This window comes from Micromonospora zamorensis (assembly GCF_900090275.1).
In the GTDB taxonomy this organism is placed as follows: domain Bacteria; phylum Actinomycetota; class Actinomycetes; order Mycobacteriales; family Micromonosporaceae; genus Micromonospora; species Micromonospora zamorensis.
Genome location: NZ_LT607755.1, coordinates 5,667,798 through 5,683,742, shown reverse-complemented (window position 1 = coordinate 5,683,742; position 15,945 = coordinate 5,667,798). Strand labels below are relative to the sequence as shown.

Sequence of the window (15,945 nt, the reverse complement as noted above, 5' to 3'; positions counted from 1 at the left end):
GGTGACCCCCGGGGCCGCCGCCGGCCCGTTTCGCGTGATCCGGGTGACGACCTTGACCAGGAGCCTTAGCTTCTGAGCTGTGACAAGTGGCCAGGTGCGGCGCGACGGCGGACACATCGCGTACGAGGCGCACGGGCAGGGCCCGCTGGTCGTCCTCGTGCACGGCATGGGGGAGAACCGGGCGAGCTTCCGGCACCTCACGCCACTGCTGGTGGCAGCCGGTTACCGGGTCGCCTCGGTCGACGTCCGGGGGCACGGGGAGTCCAGTGCCGGCTGGCCCACGTACGCACCGGCCGAGGTCGGCGCCGACCTGTTGGCCGTGGTCCGCGACCTCGATGCCGGGCCGGCCGTGCTGGTCGGCAGCTCGTCCGGCGCCGCGGCGGTGGTCTTCGCCGCCACCGACGCCCCGGAGCTGGTCTCCGGCATTGTGCAGATCGGCGCGTTCGTCGGTCAGCCGAAGCTCAACCCGCTGCTGCGGTTGACGCAGGCCGCAGTGCTGCGCAGCCCGCGACTGTTCGGGAGGTTCCACAACACGCTCTTCCCGGTGCACCGGCCCGCCGACGACGCCGCGTACCGCCGGTCGATGGTGGCCAACCTGCGTGAACCTGGCCGGATGGCCGCGACGCGCGGCGTGATCGCGCCGACCGAGCCGCGCTGGACGGCCCGCGCCCCCCAGGTCCGGCAACCCGTGCTGGTGCTGATGGGTTCCAAGGATCCGGACTTCCCCGACCCGGGCGCGGAGGCCCGGGCCGCCCGCCGGCTCTTCCGCACCGCCGAGGCCCGGATGATCGAGGAGTCCGGCCACTACCCGCACGCCGACCGGCCGCAGCGCACCTCCGAGGAGCTGCTCGGCTTCCTGGCGGTGTGCACCGACGCCTAGGGTCGGCCTCGCCCCTCTCAGCAATTGGTCGTACCCTTCGGCGGGTGACTGACGGGGTGCAGCAGCCAGCACCACGGCGGCTCTGGCCGCTGTGGACGGTGCTCGTGGTGGTCTTCCTGCTGCTGGGCTGTGGCCTGCCGGCGCTGCTCGTCGTCGGAGTGATCCGGGAGAACGGCACCCGGTCCACGATCAGCCGGGCCGGCGTCTCGACGGCCGACGATCCCGCCACCACGGTGGCCCGAGGGCGGGCCGACCGGATGACCGCCCAGCTTCAACGGCAGTCCACGGCCCTGCTCGGCGGCGACCGCGCCGGTTTCCTCGCCGTCGCCGACCCCGCCGCGCACAGCGACCTGCGCCGCCGCTTCGCCGCCCTACGCGGGCTGAAGGTCACCGTCTGGCGGGCCGAGCCGAGCGGTCTGCCCGCGCCGATCACCGACAAGCCGGGCGAGTGGCGGCTCCTGGTGCGGTTCCAGTACTGCTTCGTCGCACCGAACTGCCAGCCCAGCCCGGTGCTGATCGGCACCCGCTGGCGGGAGAACGGCGACCAGCCCCGGTTGGTCGCCATGGAGGAATCCAGGTCGGTGGAGACCGGCACCCGCCCCTGGGAGATCAGCGACCTGGCCGTGGCGATCGGCGCGCGGACCATCGTCGCCACCACCCCGGCGCTGCGCGGCAAGCTGCCCGGCCTGCTCGCCCAGGCCGAGGCGGCGGCCAGGGTCGCCGACGGATACGCGGTGACCGGCTCGCCGCCGGACCGCTACCGGATCTTCTACGCCGGCCGGAACGAGTGGAAACGCTGGTACGGCGGCGACCGGCCAGAATGGACCGGCGGTTACGCCGTGACAGTGGGCGGCGGGCACCACGAGGTGGTGCTCAACGCCGACGGGCTGTCCAGCAGCGGCACCGACGACCTGCTCCGGCACGAGTTGACCCACGCGGCCTCACTGCCGGAGCGCGGCTACCCGGGCAAGGACACCTGGTGGCTGGTGGAAGGGCTGGCCGAGTTCGCCGGCGCCGGCGGCCAGGCGGTCGACCGGTACGAGGGGATCGCCGACGTACGGAAACTGGTCCGGGGCGGCTGGGATGGCCAGTTGGAGGGCATCAACCCCGCCGACGACGCCTCCGCCGAGCGGGTCGCCGCCAGCTATGGCATCGGCTACCTGGCCGTTCGGCATCTCGTCGACCGGTACGGGCCGCTGCGGTTGCTCACCTTCTTCAAGACCGTGGTGCACGATCGCAGGACCCTCGACGTGGCCGCCGAGAAGGCGTTCGGCGAACAGTGGTCGACGTTGCACGACGAGTGCGTCGCGTACGTCCGCGCCGCCACCGCCTGACCGACACCTCGTCGTCCAGGGCCTTCGGGCGGGAGTGACCGAGCGGCTCGCGGTCGCCGGGACGGCTGGTCGTACCATCGATGGGTGCGCCGCCCTCAGTTGTCGCGGCCCGCCAGCACCACGCGGCCCCGCCTGCTCATCGCCCTGACCGCCGTCGCCGTCCTCACCGCCACCACCGCCGCCTCGTGCGGTGACGACCAGCCCCCTGTCGCGCTCGCCTCGGCGGCCCGCAACCCGGTCAGCGAGGTCATCGACGCGCCGGCGACGGTGACGGCCCGGGCCGCCGCCACCCTGACCGCTCCCGCCGACGGCACCCTGTCCAGCCTGCGTGTCCAACCGGGACAGTCGGTGAAGCGTGGCCAGGTTCTCGCCGTGGTCGACTCGCCCTCCGCCCAGCAGCGGCTGCGGCAGGCGAAGGAGGCGTTGGACGCGGCGAAGCGCGCCGGGCGGGGTGTCTCGACGGGTGACCTGACCGGCAGCCGGCGCGACACCGACAAGGCCGCGAACGAGGCGTTCGACGCCGCCCGGAAGGCCGCCGAGAAGATCGCCGACCCGCAGTTGAAGAACGCGCTGCTGACCCAGGTGACGTCCGCCCAGCGGCAGTACGCTGCCGCCGCCCGGAGCGCCGACCAGGCCGTCCGCGCGGTGCAGCGGGGGATCAGCGGGCTGAACTCCGCCGTCGGCGCGCTGTCCGCGGCGCAGCGGCTCCAGGCACAGCAGGGGTACGACCTGGCGAAGTCGACAGTCGACGCGCTGACCCTGCGCGCTCCGATCGCCGGTGTGGTGCAACCCGGCGGCACCCGGGCCGGCGGCGGCGGGACCGGCGGCCTCGCCGGGCTGTTGGAGCAGGCCGGTGGCGCTCAGGCCGCAGGCCTCGACCCGTCGGTGCTGGCTCCCAGCCAGGGTGGACCGCCGGCCGGGGTGGACGACGCGGTCGCGGTCGGCGGCCGGGTCACCGCCGGCACGCCGGTGCTGACCGTGGTCGACACCGGGCAGTTGGGGCTGCTCGCCGAGGTGGACGAGACCGACGTGCTGCTGGTCAAGGCCGGTGTGACGGCCACTGTCGAGCTGGACGCCGTCACCGGCGCCAGCTACGACGCCACCGTCCGCTCGGTCGACGTGCTGCCCACCAGCTCCGCGCAGGGCGGGGTCAGCTACCGGGTGCGCCTCGCACTGGGCGCCGGGAAGCTGGCCGAGGACGAGCCCGCGCCGACGCCCCGCCCGGGCATGAACGCGATCGTCCACCTGCGGGTCCGCGAGGCAGCCGACGCGGTGACCGTTCCCGCCTCGGCGGTGTTCTCCGCCGACGGCCGGGACGCGGTCTGGGTGGTCCGCGACGGCAGGGCCGGCCGGGCGGCGGTGACAGTGGGCGTCCAGGGGTCGGATCTGGTGCAGATCCTCAACGGTGTCCAACCCGGTGACCGGATCGTGGTGCGCGGCACCGACCAGGTGCGCGACGGCCAGGAGGTGCGGTGACCGGCGCCCCGCCGGCGATCGAGGCGGTGGACGTGTCCCGGACGTACCACCTCGACGGGGTGTCCGTGGAGGCGTTGCGGGGGGTGTCGCTGGTCGTGCAACCGGGGGACTACGTGGCCCTGGTCGGCCCGTCCGGCTCGGGCAAGTCCACGCTCATGCACCTGCTCGGTGGGCTGGACCGCCCGACCGGTGGCCGTCTGGTGATCGGCGGGCGGGACGTCAACGCGCTGGCCCCGCCGGAGATGGCGACCCTGCGCAACGAGACGATCGGGTTCGTCTTCCAGGCGTTCCACCTGCTGCCGCGTACCTCGGCGGTGGAGAACGTGGCGTTGCCCCTGGTCTACCGGGGGGTGTCGGCCCGGCAGCGGCGGGAGCGGGCCGCGGCGATGCTCGGCCGGGTCGGCCTCGGGCACCGGCTCGACCACCGGCCCAACCAGATGTCCGGCGGTGAGCAGCAGCGGGTGGCGATCGCCCGCGCACTGGTCACCGAGCCGACGGTGCTGTTGGCCGACGAACCCACCGGCAACCTGGACAGCGTCACCGGCGCGGCGGTGCTGGAGCTGTTGGAGCGACTGAACGCGGAGTCCGGGGTGGCGCTGGTGATGGTCACCCACGATCAGGAGGTGGCGGCGCGGGCGCGTCGCCGGATCACGATGCGCGACGGCGCGGTCGTGGCGGACAGCGCCGCGGCCGTACGCCCGGCAGACGCGGACGGCGACGACCCGCACTCCGACCATGATCGACCGCCGTCCGTTGATCACGGTCGACCTGCGACACTGGTCCCCGCTCCCAGCGCGGAGCCCCGGTCCGCGTCCGGAAGCGGTCCGGGGCACCCGTCCGGTGGCTCCGGTGGCGCCGCCGGAGCCACCGGGCGCCTTCCGCGCGGGGCCGACCCGGGCGAGCCCGGTGTCCAGCGGCCCGGAGGTGCGATGTGAGGGTCGCCGAGGCGTGGCGGGTGGCACTGGACGCCCTACGGGCCAACCGGCTGCGCAGCGCGCTGACCATGCTCGGGGTGATCATCGGGGTGGCCTCGGTGGTCCTGCTGGTGGCCATCGGCACCGGCACCAAGCAGAAGGTCGAGCAACAGGTCGAGGGCCTCGGCTCCAACCTGCTGCTGGTCGTCCCCGGCCGGATCGAGGTGGGCAACGCGCCGGTGGTCTCGCCGCTGACCCTCAAGGACGTGGACGCCGTCACCAGGGTGGTCGGCGACCCGGACCGGGTGGCGGTCACCGTCGCCTCCGGTGCGACCGCGCGAGCCGGCGCCCGCTCGGACTTCACGACCGTGCAGGGGGTGCTGGAGACCACCCCGGCGGTGTTCACCCGGTCGCTGGCCCGGGGCCGCTACCTCACCGGCACCGACGTGGACACCAGTCGGCGGGTGGCGGTGCTCGGCGACTCGGTGGCCCGCGCGCTCTTCCCCGACCGGGACCCGCTCGGCCAGCAGGTGGCGCTGGCCGGGGTGCGGTTCCGGGTGATCGGCGTCTTCGCGCCACTGGGGCAGAGCCTCGGTGTCGACCGGGACGACGAGGTACACGTACCGGTGACCGCCGCACAGCGACTGTGGGGCACCCAGCGGGTGGACGGCATCGCGGTGAAGGCACCCGACCGGGAGCGCATCGACGAACTGGGCGAACGGATCGTCGCCGAACTCAACCGCCGCCACCCCGACACCGAGTTCAGCGCGGTCACCCAGCAGCAGATCCTCGGTGTGCTCGGCGACATCCTCGGCGTCCTCACTGGCGTCCTGGCCGCCATCGCCGGCATCTCGTTGCTCGTCGGCGGCGTCGGCGTCTCCAACATCATGCTGGTCAGCGTCCGGGAGCGGACCCGGGAGATCGGGCTCCGCAAGGCCGTAGGCGCGCGCCCGCGCGACATCGGGGTGCAGTTCCTGCTCGAAGCGGTGCTGCTCACCACGATCGGCGGGCTGACCGGGATGGCGCTGGGCGTGGGGACCGCCCTGCTGGTCAACGCGCTGTCGCCGATCCCCGCCGCGATCACCTGGTGGTCGTTGGCGCTCGCCTTCGGCGTCTCGGCGGTGGTGGGCATCGTCTTCGGGGTCGTGCCCGCGCAGCGCGCCGGCCGGCTCGACCCGGTGGTCGCGCTGCGCGCCGAATGAGCAGGGTCGGAGCAATCGGACGGCAGTCGCAGGCGGGCAGATACCGGAAGCACGGATCGGGTGAACCAGCGATCGAAGCATGATCAGTTGTACGAAGGGATCGCGCCGGTCACAACCGCCCCGCTACCGTACTGGTAACACGCGCGTCGCCGGCCCGGCCCGGAGCATCCGTCGGGTTGGCACGCGCCGGGCATGGGATGGGTCGGTGAGCCATGGCCGGGTCGCAGTCCGACGGACGGCTGTCGGAGGTCAAGTTCCTGACCGTCGCTGAGGTGGCGACGGTCATGCGGGTGTCGAAGATGACGGTCTATCGACTGGTGCACAGCGGTGAGCTCACCGCCGTCCGGGTCGGCCGCTCATTCCGGGTGCCTGAGCATGCGGTGCACGAATATCTTCGGGGTGCTTTTCAGGAAACCGCCTGAGCCACCGTTCCGCCCTCCAGGTGCCTTGTGACCGGCATCGGTGAGCGCGAGGAGTGAGCTTGCGAGCCCCGCAGTCGCGAGCGAAAGGTGGCCTCGACGGGGGCGCGTTGGTCCGGCTGACGCTCTCCGGCTACCCTGGAGCCCGACCGAGACCCCACCGGTGCGTCCCGCCGCCCAGACTGGTCCGGTCCGTTGTCCGCAAGCGGTCGCCGTCGCCACCTGCGTGGTGTCATCCGGTCCGCCCCGAACGTTGTATCGAAAGGCTGTCGTATGGGCTCGGTGGTCAAGAAGCGCCGTAAGCGCATGGCTAAGAAGAAGCACCGCAAGCTGCTGCGCAAGACCCGCGTCCAGCGTCGCCGTCTCGGCAAGTGATCGCCGCCGGGCTCGACGGACAGGCCGGCGGCGCATGCTACGCCGGAGCGCCCCCGGCCCATCCGACTGCCCGGCGTTCGGCCTCACTTGCCAAACTGTCGACCCCCGGAGGCTCAGGTGATCAGGCCGTGGTCGTCCCGGCTCGGTCCATCCTGCCGGGGTAGGTGCGTCAGATGACCCCCGGTGGCACCTCAGGTGCTCCGGGGGTCGTCGTCGTCACCGGGGTCGGCCGCTATCTGGGTGCCCACGTGGCGGCCCGACTCGCCGCCGACCCGCGGATCGAGCGGGTCATCGGCGTGGACGCACCGGACTCGGGCACCGAGTTCACCGACCTGCTCGACCGGGTCGAACGGATCCGCGTCGACAACGATGCGCTCGGTGGGCTCCTCGCCGACCTGGACGTCGACGCGGTGGTGCACCTCGCACTGGTCAGCTCTCCCGACCCGCAGCACGGTGGCCGGTCGGCCATGAAGGACCAGAACGTCATCGGCACCATGCACCTGCTGGCCGCGTGCCAACGGGCACCTCGGCTGCGCAAGATCGTGGTCCGCTCGTCCACCGCCGCGTACGGGGTGTCGTTCCGGGACCCGGCGGTCTTCACCGAGGAGACCGAGCCACGCGAGGTCCCGCGCGGCGGTTTCGGCCGCGACATCCTCGACCTTGAAGGCTACGTCCGCGGTTTCCGGCGCCGTCGGTCCGACGTCACCGCGACGGTGCTGCGCTTCGCGCCGTTCATCGGCTCGACCGCCGACACCACGTTGACCCGCTACTTCGCGCAGCCCTTCGTGCCGACCGTCTTCGGCCGTGACCCCCGTCTGCAGTTCCTGCACTTCGACGACGCGTTGGAGGTGCTGCACCGGTCGATCGTGGAAGATCACCCGGGCACGTACAACGTCGCCGGCCCAGGGGTGTTGTCGCTGTCCCAGGCGATCCGGCGAGCGGGACGGGTGGCCGTGCCGGTGTTGGAACCGGGCCTCTCCGGTGCCGCCGCGCTGGCCCGCTCCATGGGCTTCGGCCGTTACGGTCTGGACCAGGTCGACCTCTTCGTGCACGGCCGGGTGGTCGACACCAGCCGACTTGAGCAGGAGTACGGCTTCACGCCCCGCTCCACCGCCAAGGCGTTCGAGGACTTCATCCGCGCCCACCAGGGTGGGGTGGTGGTCACCCGGGGTCAGTTGGCCGTTGCCGAGCAACTCGTCCTGGACGGCATCCGGCAGGTCCGCTCCGCGGTTCAGGAGCGGCCATGAGCGCGAGGAGTCAGCCGGTTGCACGAGCCGCGCAGTCGCGAACCGAGGTGGCGTCATGACCGGGCCGGCAGAGGGGCGTGACCCGCAGGGGGTCGGACGCTTCGACGTACCCCAGCAGTCGCCCGCAGCGGACGCGGACCCGGCGCGGCGCAACGGTCATCGGCCGGCGGCGCAGGTCGCCCCGACACCGACGCCCACGCCGGCCGACGAGGTCGACACCGCAGCCACCGACGAGCCCGTCGGCGCGGACGCGGGCGCCCCGGTCGACGCATCGACGCCGGGTGGCACCCCGCCGGCCGTGGCGGACCGGCCGGGGGATCACTGGGACCGCAAGGTCGCCAACGGCCTGGCGTTCCTGCGCCGACGGCTCGCCGGCGACTACGAGGTTGACGAGTTCGGCTTCGACCCGGAGTTGACCGACGCGGTCTTCCACCCGCTGCTGAGGCTGCTCTACCGGGACTGGTTCCGCACCGAGGTCAGTGGGGTGGAGCACGTGCCGGTCGACGGGCCCGCACTGGTGGTCGGCAACCACTCGGGCACGGTGGCGCTGGACGCGTTGATCCTCTCGGCTGCGCTGCACGACAAGCACCCTGCCCACCGCTACCTACGGCTGCTCGGCGCCGACCTGGTCTTCCGGATGCCGGTGGTGTCCGAGCTAGCCCGCAAGACCGGCGGCACTGTGGCCTGCAACCCGGACGCCGAGCGGCTGCTCGGTGGGGGAGACCTGGTCGGTGTGTTCCCCGAGGGCTTCAAGGGGATCGGCAAGCTCTACGCCGACCGGTACAAGCTGCAACGGTTCGGGCGGGGCGGTTTCGTCTCGGCGGCGCTGCGCACGGGCACCCCGATCGTGCCGGTCGCCATCGTCGGTGGCGAGGAGATCTACCCGATGCTCGCCGACATCAAGCCCCTGGCCCGACTGCTCAAGCTGCCCTACTTCCCGGTCACGCCGACCTTCCCGTGGCTCGGCCCGCTGGGCATGGTGCCGCTGCCCAGCAAGTGGCTGATCGAGTTCTGCCCGCCCATCCCGACGGCCCACCTGACCGACTCGGCGGACGACCCGCTGGTGGTGTTCAACCTCGCCGACCAGGTGCGGGAGACCATCCAGCAGACCCTGCACACGTTGCTGGAGCGACGGCCCGACCCGTTCGGTCCCTGAGTCAGTCGGCGCGGCGGCGACGCTGCAACGCCAGGCCGGCGGTGACCGCGCCGGCGACCAGACCGGCCGCCGCGGTCGACGGCACGGCGATCTTGACCGCGCGCCGGCCGGTGCGGAAGTCCCGTACCTCCCAGCCGTGCTGGCGGGCCTGCCGCAGCAGGCTGCCGTCCGGGTTGACGGCCACCGCCCGGCCCACCGCACGGAGCAGCGGCAGGTCGTTGGCCGAGTCGCTGTAGGCCGCGCAGCGGGTCAGGTCGAGCCCTTCCACAGCGGCGAGCTGGGTGACCGCTTCGGCCTTCGCCGGCCCGTGCATCAGGTCACCCACCAACCGCCCGGTGTACGCCCCGTCGACGATCTCGGCCACCGTGCCGATGGCACCGGTCAGGCCGAGCCGGGCGGCGATCACCCGGCCGATCTCCACCGGCGCCGCGCTGACCAGCCACACCCGCTGGCCGGCGCCCAGGTGACCTCGGGCGAGCTGGTGGGTGCCGGCCCAGATCCGGGGAGCCATCATCTCGTCGAAGATCTCCTCGGCGAGGTGCTCCACCTCGTCGACCCGCCAGCCCTGGACGAAGGCCAGCGCGGCCTCCTTGGCCAGCGACATGTCACCGGCGTGCTCCCGGGCCAGCAGCCGGAACCGGAGCTGCTGCCAGGCGAACCGGGCCAGGTCGGAGGTGGTGACGTAGTTGCGGGAGGCGAGCCCACGGGCGAACCAGTAGATCGAGGCGCCCTGCATCATGGTGTTGTCCACGTCGAAGAACGCCGCGGCCGTCGAATCCGGCGCGGTGGCCGGGGCCAGGTCGGTCTCCGCCCAGCCCGCAGTGTGCCCCTCGGCGTCGGTGCTGACCGTCACCTTACGGCTGCGCGCCACGCGACTCCCTTCCTCACCGGTACGACGGATGCCTCCCAGCGAAGGGTAGCCGCCGGATACGGTCGACCGGCCGAGCACAGAACGAACTGTGGCGCGGCCGGTCGGACCTGCGGTATAGGGGGTGCGGGTCAGCGCGCCCCGGGGCAGGCGCTCGGGTTGGGGCCGAGGGTGTCACTGGCGGTCGGGGCCGGGAGGCCGCAGGCGATTGCCGCACGCAGTGCATCCGAACGTTCCCGGATGGTGTCCAGGAGGACCAGCGACCGCTGGGTCCGGGCCCGGTCGGCGCGGGTGCCCCCGTCGAGCAGGCCACTCACCGCCCGGCGTTGCCCCGAGACGAAGGTGTTGAGTGTGTCCAGGCTGCCCGGCTCGGCCCGCTGCACGGCGGCGGCGGTCAGCAGGCGTACGCCCTGCCGGGTGTCGGCGTCCATGTCGTCGAGGACCGCGCTGTAGCCGATCCGGTCGCCGCGCAGCTTGGCTGCCTCACCGACCCGGGTCCGGGCGAAGTCCAGGAAGAGCTGGCCGCGGCTGATGTCCGAGCTGGCCAGGGCGAGTTGCGCGCGTTCGGTCGAGCGCTTCATGCCGTAGAGCGCGTCGCCGGGCACGGCGTTCTCGCTGGCGGCGGAGATGCCGGAGACCGCGATGGCGCCGGCCGCGATGCCGATCAGGATCGCGCCCCGGGCTCGGGCCCGCCGAGCGGTGACCGCCGGAAGCAGCCGCCCGCGGGTCGTCGTCGTGGTGGTTGGTTCGCTGGCCGCCGGTGCGGTGCCCAGTCCTTCGCGTTCGGCGGTCGCGAGCAGCATTGCCCGCAGGCCGGTACGGAAGTCCGGGTTCACCTCGACAGCCGGAGGGTCGACGGTGAGCTGCTGACCCACCGCGACGAGCGGCGCGAGTTGACCGTCCACCCGGGATCGCACGTGGTGTCGTCGAGCGCCGTTGGCCTCGTCGAGAAGCTGCGCGAAGCGCTCGGCGCGCCGGCGGGAGAAGAGGATGTTGTCCACCGCAGGCACCTCCCTCTCGCTGGTCACGGCCGGTCGGCCGCGGTCGTTGCCAGCGACCGGGCGGCAGTGTGACACCACGGAGGTGAGGTGCCGCCGGCGTGCCGGTCGGACCTCGGTGTCCCGGGCCTGCCAGGACATCCACCGGTCGCACCCGGAGAAACGCGGCGGACCGGGCACGGGTTACGGGCCTGGCGGGCCGGAAATTACAGAAAGTGATCGTCGTCACCGGGCGGGACCGACTCTGACCTGCAAGGACGTTGAACGGCGTCCATCGGCCCCGCCGAAACAATCTACGGCTGGAAGCCGTCGGGCAGGAGGCGGGCCAGGGCGCGAACCGCCCGGTACTGGAGGGCTTTGATGGCGCCCTCGTTCTTGCCCATCGCACGGGCCGTCTCGGCGACCGAGAAGCCCTGGAGGAAGCGGAGCACGATGCACTCCTGCTGCTCCGGGTTGAGCTGTTTCACGGCGGTGAGCAGCGCGACGTTGGTGATGTGCTCCACCACCGCGGCCTCCGGGCTGCCCTCCGGGCCCCGGTCCTCCCGGTCGGCGTCGAGCACGTCGCCGGTGGTGACCTCCAGTCGGTAGCGGCCCGACTTGAAGTGGTCCGCGACCAGGTTGCGGGCGATCGTCACCAGCCAGGCACCGAGGTCGCGGCCCTGCCAGGTGAAGCTGCCGATCCGCTTGAGCGCGCGCAGGAAGGTGTCCGAGGTGAGGTCCTCGGCGAGTTGCCGGTTGCCGACCCGGAAGTAGACGAACCGGAACACGGTGTCCACGTACCGGTCGTAGATCAGACCGAACGCCTCGGACTCGCCGGCCTGGGCCCGCTCGATCAGCGTCCAGACCTCGGTGGCCGGGTCGGACGGGTCCGGGCGGCTCGGGAAGCCGGTCGGGGTGGTGGCGGTGGTGGCCGGCACTGCCGGGATCACCGCTGTCTCACCCGCCGCCGGGTCGGTGGTCACCGCTGGTGTGTCGCTGACCCGTCGACCCTGCGCTGGCAACGGCCGGGGCGGTACGGCGACGCGACCCCCGGGCGGTCCACCGTTTCCGCCCGGCACCGCGGGCCGTGGCGTCGGTTCGTTGTGGTGTGGTCGGCTGCGTGTCCGATGCGCCGCGCCGTCGCCCCGCACGGCGGTGCCGTGTGATTCGTCCAGCGGGGAACGGGCCATGGGCCGCTCGTTGACGTGGGAGCGGGCCGGCTGGCCGGTCAGGCCGAGCGGGCGTTCCGCGTAACCGAAGGTGGTCACCGGGCTGCCCCCGTCCCGTTGGCCACCGGACGGGCCGGTTTGTAGGTCATCGGGACGGGCCGACCGGGATCCCGGTCGGGCAGGACGGTCATGGGAGTTGCCGACGGGCGGCAATTCCCCTGGAGGTGCTGGTCCAATGCGCTCACAGGCACGGGGGCCTCCTCGGGCTGAGGGGTGTCGACTCACGGCAAATGGGGTGAGCCGACCCGAGTGATGATAGGGCCAACGTCACCCGCGCGTGGCAAGTCCGTTACACAAGGCGGAAGTATTTCCCGCTCCGCCGCACCGGTGGCGGACCGGTTGTCCGTCGTGTGCGTTTGACTTTGCATCGGCGCGGTGTTCCAGGATGGATCACCTGGTCGGGGGCTGATTGCCCGTTCGGCTGGGCCGCCGCGTCGAGTGGCGCGCCTGCTTGGCCGAGGCGTCTGTGGACGGTGCCGCCCGTCCCATCGACAGGACCTGGACGGCCCGCCGATGGCACACAGGTGAGTCCCGTTCATGGGACTTTCGCAGTGCGGCGCCGCTGGAGCCCGCCGCCGCGGCGCGCTTCGCCATAGGTCACCGGCCAGCAGGTGCTCACCGGCCACCCCGGGGTGGCCGAGTCGGCGGTACGGGGTGTGCCGCACCCGAGGACCGGCGAGACTGTGCGGGCGTACGTGGTGCCGGCGCCCTGCCGCCGTGCTCGGCAAGGTAAAAAGGTCCAGCTCCGGCCGGCGACGCCAGCCGACCCACCCGCACCCGCCGACACCCGCACGGAGGTAACCGATGGCCACTGACGCCCGGCTCGCCCTGATCACCCGACCCGGCTGCCACCTGTGCGACGACGCCAAGGCCGCACTCGACCGGGTGGTGGCGGTCACCGGCGACAAGTGGGTCGAGTGGGACGTCACCGGCGACGAGGGGCTGGAGCGGGAGTACGGGGACCGGCTGCCCGTGGTGATGCTCGACGGCAAGGAGCACGGCTACTGGCGGGTCGAGGAGGACCGGCTGCTGCGGGACCTGACCACCCCGCAGCTCTGAGCGGTGCCTAAGGTGCTCTGATGACCCCTGCGCACCCCCACCTCGTGTGGGACTGGAACGGGACCCTGCTCAACGACCTCAGCCTGGTGGTGTCCGCCACCAACGTCGTGTTCGCGAGCCTGGGCGGGCCGACGGTCACCCTGGACGAGCACCGGGTGCGTTTCCGCCGACCGATCGCCGAGTACTACGCCGAGGTGCTCGGCCAGGCCGTCGACGACGACGAGTTCGGCCGACTGGACCGGATCTTCCACGACGCGTACCGCACCGGGTTGACCACCTGTGAGCTGGCCGCCGACGCACGTACCGCGATGGCCGCCTGGCCGGGCGGCCAGAGCCTGCTCTCCATGTGGTTCCACGAGGAGCTGGTGCCGACCGTGCACACGTACGGGCTGACCGGCCACTTCGCCCGGGTCGACGGGCTGCGGGCCACGGTCGGCGGCGGCCGTAAGGCCGAGTCGCTCCAGCTGCACCTCACCGAGCTGGGCGTGGACGGCGCCTCGGTGGTGCTGATCGGTGACTCCATCGACGACGCGGACGCGGCCCTCGCGGTGGGCGGCCGTGCGGTGCTCTACACCGGCGGGTTCACCGACCCGGCACGGCTGCGTGACTCCGGTCACCCGGTGGCCGACACGCTCACCGACGCGGTGACCCTGGCCCGGGAGATCAGTTCCGCAGGTAGGTGAGGACGGCCAGCACCCGCCGGTGCTGCTCGGTGTCGGGCGGCAGGGTGAGCTTGGTGAAGATGTTGCGCACGTGCTTCTCCACCGCGCCGTCGCTGACCACCAGGGAACGGGCGATGGCGGTGTTCGAGCGGCCCTCGGCCATCAGGGCGAGCACCTCGCGTTCGCGGGGAGTCAGCTCGCTCAGCGGGTCGTCGCGGCGGCGCCGGGCAAAGAGCTGACCGACCACCTCCGGGTCGAGCACCGTGCCGCCGGCCGCCACCCTGCGCAGCGCGTCCAGGAACTCGTCGATCGCGGCCACCCGGTCCTTGAGCAGGTAGCCGATCCCGCCGCCGGCACCGCCGGTGGTGGCGAGCAGATCATCGGCGTACGAGACCTCGACGTACTGGGAGAGCACCAGGATCGGGGTACGCGGCACCAACCGGCGTGCCTCCACCGCTGCCCGCAGCCCCTCGTCGGTGTGCGACGGCGGCATCCGGACGTCGACGATCGACACGTCCGGGCGGTGCTCCACCACCGCCTCGACCAGCGCGTCGCCGTCGCCGACGGCGGCCACCACCTGGTGGCCGCTCTCGGTGAGCAGCCGGACCAGCCCCTCCCGGAGCAGGACGGCGTCGTCCGCGATCACGATGCGCATGGCTGTGTTGTCTACCACGTCCGGCCCGTAGTGGGGGCGCGGCGCGGGACTGATCACAGCATCTCCTTCGTTCGCGACTGCGGGGCTCGTAAACCCGGCTCACTCCTCGCGCTCACAGGGGAAGCTCAGCGCGGATCTCGGTGGGGCCGCCGGCCGGGCTGACCACCACCAGTTCACCGCCGGCGGCCCGGACCCGGTCGGCGATGCCAGCCAGCCCGTGCCCCTTGGCCAGGTGTGCGCCGCCCTGACCGTCGTCGCCCACCCGCACCTGGAGGTGGGTGCCCTGCCGGGCGACGGCCACCACGGCCTCGGTGGCTCGGGCGTGCTTGGCGACGTTGGTCAGCGCCTCGGACACCACGAAGTACGCGGTGTTCTCCACCGCCGGGTCGAGCCGCCCGCCCGGCGTGCCGAGCTGCGGATCCACCTGGAGCTCGATCGGGATCAGCCCACGCGCGGCGATCGCGGCCAGGGCGCTGGGCAGGCCCCGGTCGACCAGGATCGGCGGGGCGATGCCCCGGGACAGCGCCCGCAGCTCGGCCAGCGTGTCCCGGGTCTGGGTGACCGCCTCGTCGATGGTCCGGCCGGCCGCCTCCGGGTCGGACGCGAGCTGCATCCGGGCCCGGCTGAGGTCCATCGCCAGGCGGACCAGGCGCTGCTGGGGGCCGTCGTGGATGTCGCGTTCCAACCGGCGCAGCGCGGACGCCTCGGCGGACACGGCGGCCCGTTTCTGCTCCTCCAGCACTGTGATCCGGTCGCGCATCTCGGCCACCCCGGTCAGCATGGCCTTGGCGAAGCTGGCCTGGAGAAGCGCGCAACCCCGGATCACGATCGGCAGGGTGATCAGGAAGAACACCCCGATCGCGGTGTTCAGGCCGATTCGGGCGGTGGTCGAGTCGCCCAGGCCGAGCAGTTGGGCCAGGTCCTTGTCACCCTCGCCGTCGGCTCGGGGAAGGGCCCAGTCGTAGGCCCAGTACAGCGAGCCGGCGATCGCTCCCGCCCACCACACCAGGGCCACCACGAAGGTGCCGGCCGCCGCGATCAGCCGCAGGATGCCGTGCGCCAGGTCGAGCCAGGACTGGGCGTCCCGCATCGGCACGAAGATCCGCCGCCAGGCGTTCGCGCCCGCCTCGGGCAGCCGGTAGTGCGGCCGGATCCGGGGCTGCCGGAGCACCGCGGGCAGCCGCAGCCGCTCGATGTCGGCGAGCCCACGGGCGGCGTACAGGGTGCCGCTGAGGATCGGCAGGCCGACCACCGTCACCACCAGGCCGATGCCGACCGCGGTGCCGACGATGAGGACCACGAAGCTGGCCACCGCCAGGGGCAGGCCGAGCAGCACGTACCCGGAGTCGACGAAGAGTTGGCGGGGGATGCTCGGTGCCAGCGTCGGTTGGTCGCTGGTGGCGGCAACGGCGGTCATGCCCAAAAGGCTAGGCATTCGGGCTTCGGGTCCCCATCCCGAAGCCCTGCCTCTCCCCCGTAGTGCTGCCCCTAC

17 protein-coding genes are annotated in these 15,945 nt (G+C 72.5%); 12 read left to right on the top strand and 5 right to left on the bottom strand.

Annotation, left to right across the window (positions count from 1 at the left end; translation table 11 throughout):
* Positions 1 to 79: 79 nt before the first annotated feature.
* The 9 genes from GA0070619_RS25305 (at position 80) to GA0070619_RS25265 (ending at position 9,003) form a co-directional block, all read left to right on the top strand.
* Complete coding sequence (locus GA0070619_RS25305; protein WP_088950346.1) at positions 80 to 880, top strand: alpha/beta fold hydrolase; 801 nt, start codon at positions 80 to 82, stop codon at positions 878 to 880.
* 44 nt (positions 881 to 924) lie between these two features.
* Positions 925 to 2,214, top strand: coding sequence for a hypothetical protein (locus tag GA0070619_RS25300; protein WP_088950345.1), 1,290 nt, complete (start codon positions 925 to 927; stop codon positions 2,212 to 2,214).
* An 84-nt stretch (positions 2,215 to 2,298) separates the two neighbouring features.
* Positions 2,299 to 3,690 (top strand): efflux RND transporter periplasmic adaptor subunit, encoded by a 1,392-nt coding sequence (locus GA0070619_RS25295; protein ID WP_088950344.1) that lies wholly within the window; start codon positions 2,299 to 2,301, stop codon positions 3,688 to 3,690.
* The gene (locus tag GA0070619_RS25290; RefSeq protein WP_088950343.1) at positions 3,687 to 4,625 is read left to right on the top strand and encodes an ABC transporter ATP-binding protein; all 939 of its coding nucleotides are present in this window, start codon (positions 3,687 to 3,689) and stop codon (positions 4,623 to 4,625) included. Before GA0070619_RS25295 ends, GA0070619_RS25290 begins: the two co-directional genes overlap by 4 nt.
* The gene (locus GA0070619_RS25285; RefSeq protein WP_088950342.1) at positions 4,622 to 5,806 is read left to right on the top strand and encodes an ABC transporter permease; all 1,185 of its coding nucleotides are present in this window, start codon (positions 4,622 to 4,624) and stop codon (positions 5,804 to 5,806) included. Before GA0070619_RS25290 ends, GA0070619_RS25285 begins: the two co-directional genes overlap by 4 nt.
* 212 nt (positions 5,807 to 6,018) lie before the next feature.
* A complete protein-coding gene (locus tag GA0070619_RS25280) occupies positions 6,019 to 6,228 on the top strand; it encodes a helix-turn-helix domain-containing protein (RefSeq protein WP_007465625.1) in 210 nt (69 codons plus the stop codon).
* A gap of 270 nt (positions 6,229 to 6,498) precedes the next feature.
* Entirely contained in the window at positions 6,499 to 6,600 is a 102-nt protein-coding gene (locus tag GA0070619_RS25275; RefSeq protein WP_007465623.1) for a 30S ribosomal protein bS22, read from the top strand.
* Positions 6,601 to 6,773: 173 nt separating this feature from the next.
* On the top strand, positions 6,774 to 7,847 hold the full coding sequence (locus GA0070619_RS25270; RefSeq protein WP_088952039.1) for an NAD-dependent epimerase/dehydratase family protein: 1,074 nt from the start codon (positions 6,774 to 6,776) through the stop codon (positions 7,845 to 7,847).
* Positions 7,848 to 8,145: 298 nt separating this feature from the next.
* Positions 8,146 to 9,003, top strand: a complete 858-nt coding sequence (locus GA0070619_RS25265) for a lysophospholipid acyltransferase family protein (protein ID WP_088952038.1) — start codon at positions 8,146 to 8,148, stop codon at positions 9,001 to 9,003.
* Position 9,004: 1 nt separating this feature from the next.
* Here the strand turns inward: GA0070619_RS25265 and GA0070619_RS25260 are convergent, their stop codons facing one another.
* The 3 genes from GA0070619_RS25260 to GA0070619_RS25250 form a co-directional block, all read right to left on the bottom strand.
* The gene (locus GA0070619_RS25260; RefSeq protein WP_088950341.1) at positions 9,005 to 9,874 is read right to left on the bottom strand and encodes an HAD family hydrolase; all 870 of its coding nucleotides are present in this window, start codon (positions 9,872 to 9,874) and stop codon (positions 9,005 to 9,007) included.
* 128 nt (positions 9,875 to 10,002) lie between these two features.
* Entirely contained in the window at positions 10,003 to 10,881 is an 879-nt protein-coding gene (locus tag GA0070619_RS25255) for a DUF5667 domain-containing protein (RefSeq protein ID WP_374224941.1), read from the bottom strand.
* A gap of 281 nt (positions 10,882 to 11,162) precedes the next feature.
* On the bottom strand, positions 11,163 to 12,116 hold the full coding sequence (locus GA0070619_RS25250) for an ECF subfamily RNA polymerase sigma factor, BldN family (RefSeq protein WP_088950340.1): 954 nt from the start codon (positions 12,114 to 12,116) through the stop codon (positions 11,163 to 11,165).
* 572 nt (positions 12,117 to 12,688) lie between these two features.
* On the opposite strand from GA0070619_RS25250, the gene GA0070619_RS25245 reads away from it, so the two are divergent.
* Genes GA0070619_RS25245 through GA0070619_RS25235 form a run of 3 tightly spaced genes read left to right on the top strand, consistent with a single transcriptional unit; the run spans position 12,689 to position 13,819 of the window.
* Positions 12,689 to 12,892, top strand: coding sequence for an AMP-binding enzyme (locus GA0070619_RS25245; RefSeq protein WP_088950339.1), 204 nt, complete (start codon positions 12,689 to 12,691; stop codon positions 12,890 to 12,892).
* Positions 12,882 to 13,136 carry a glutaredoxin family protein gene (locus GA0070619_RS25240; RefSeq protein WP_030329740.1) on the top strand — a complete coding sequence of 85 codons (255 nt, stop codon included), beginning with the start codon at positions 12,882 to 12,884 and terminating at the stop codon, positions 13,134 to 13,136. Before GA0070619_RS25245 ends, GA0070619_RS25240 begins: the two co-directional genes overlap by 11 nt.
* Positions 13,137 to 13,156: 20 nt before the next feature.
* Complete coding sequence (locus tag GA0070619_RS25235) at positions 13,157 to 13,819, top strand: HAD family hydrolase (RefSeq protein WP_088950338.1); 663 nt, start codon at positions 13,157 to 13,159, stop codon at positions 13,817 to 13,819.
* On the opposite strand, the gene GA0070619_RS25230 is transcribed toward GA0070619_RS25235, so the two are convergent.
* The gene (locus GA0070619_RS25230) at positions 13,800 to 14,453 is read right to left on the bottom strand and encodes a response regulator transcription factor (RefSeq protein WP_088950337.1); all 654 of its coding nucleotides are present in this window, start codon (positions 14,451 to 14,453) and stop codon (positions 13,800 to 13,802) included. The genes GA0070619_RS25235 and GA0070619_RS25230 overlap by 20 nt on opposite strands.
* A gap of 112 nt (positions 14,454 to 14,565) precedes the next feature.
* Positions 14,566 to 15,870, bottom strand: a complete 1,305-nt coding sequence (locus tag GA0070619_RS25225) for a sensor histidine kinase (protein ID WP_088950336.1) — start codon at positions 15,868 to 15,870, stop codon at positions 14,566 to 14,568.
* Between the last annotated feature and the right edge of the window lie 75 nt (positions 15,871 to 15,945).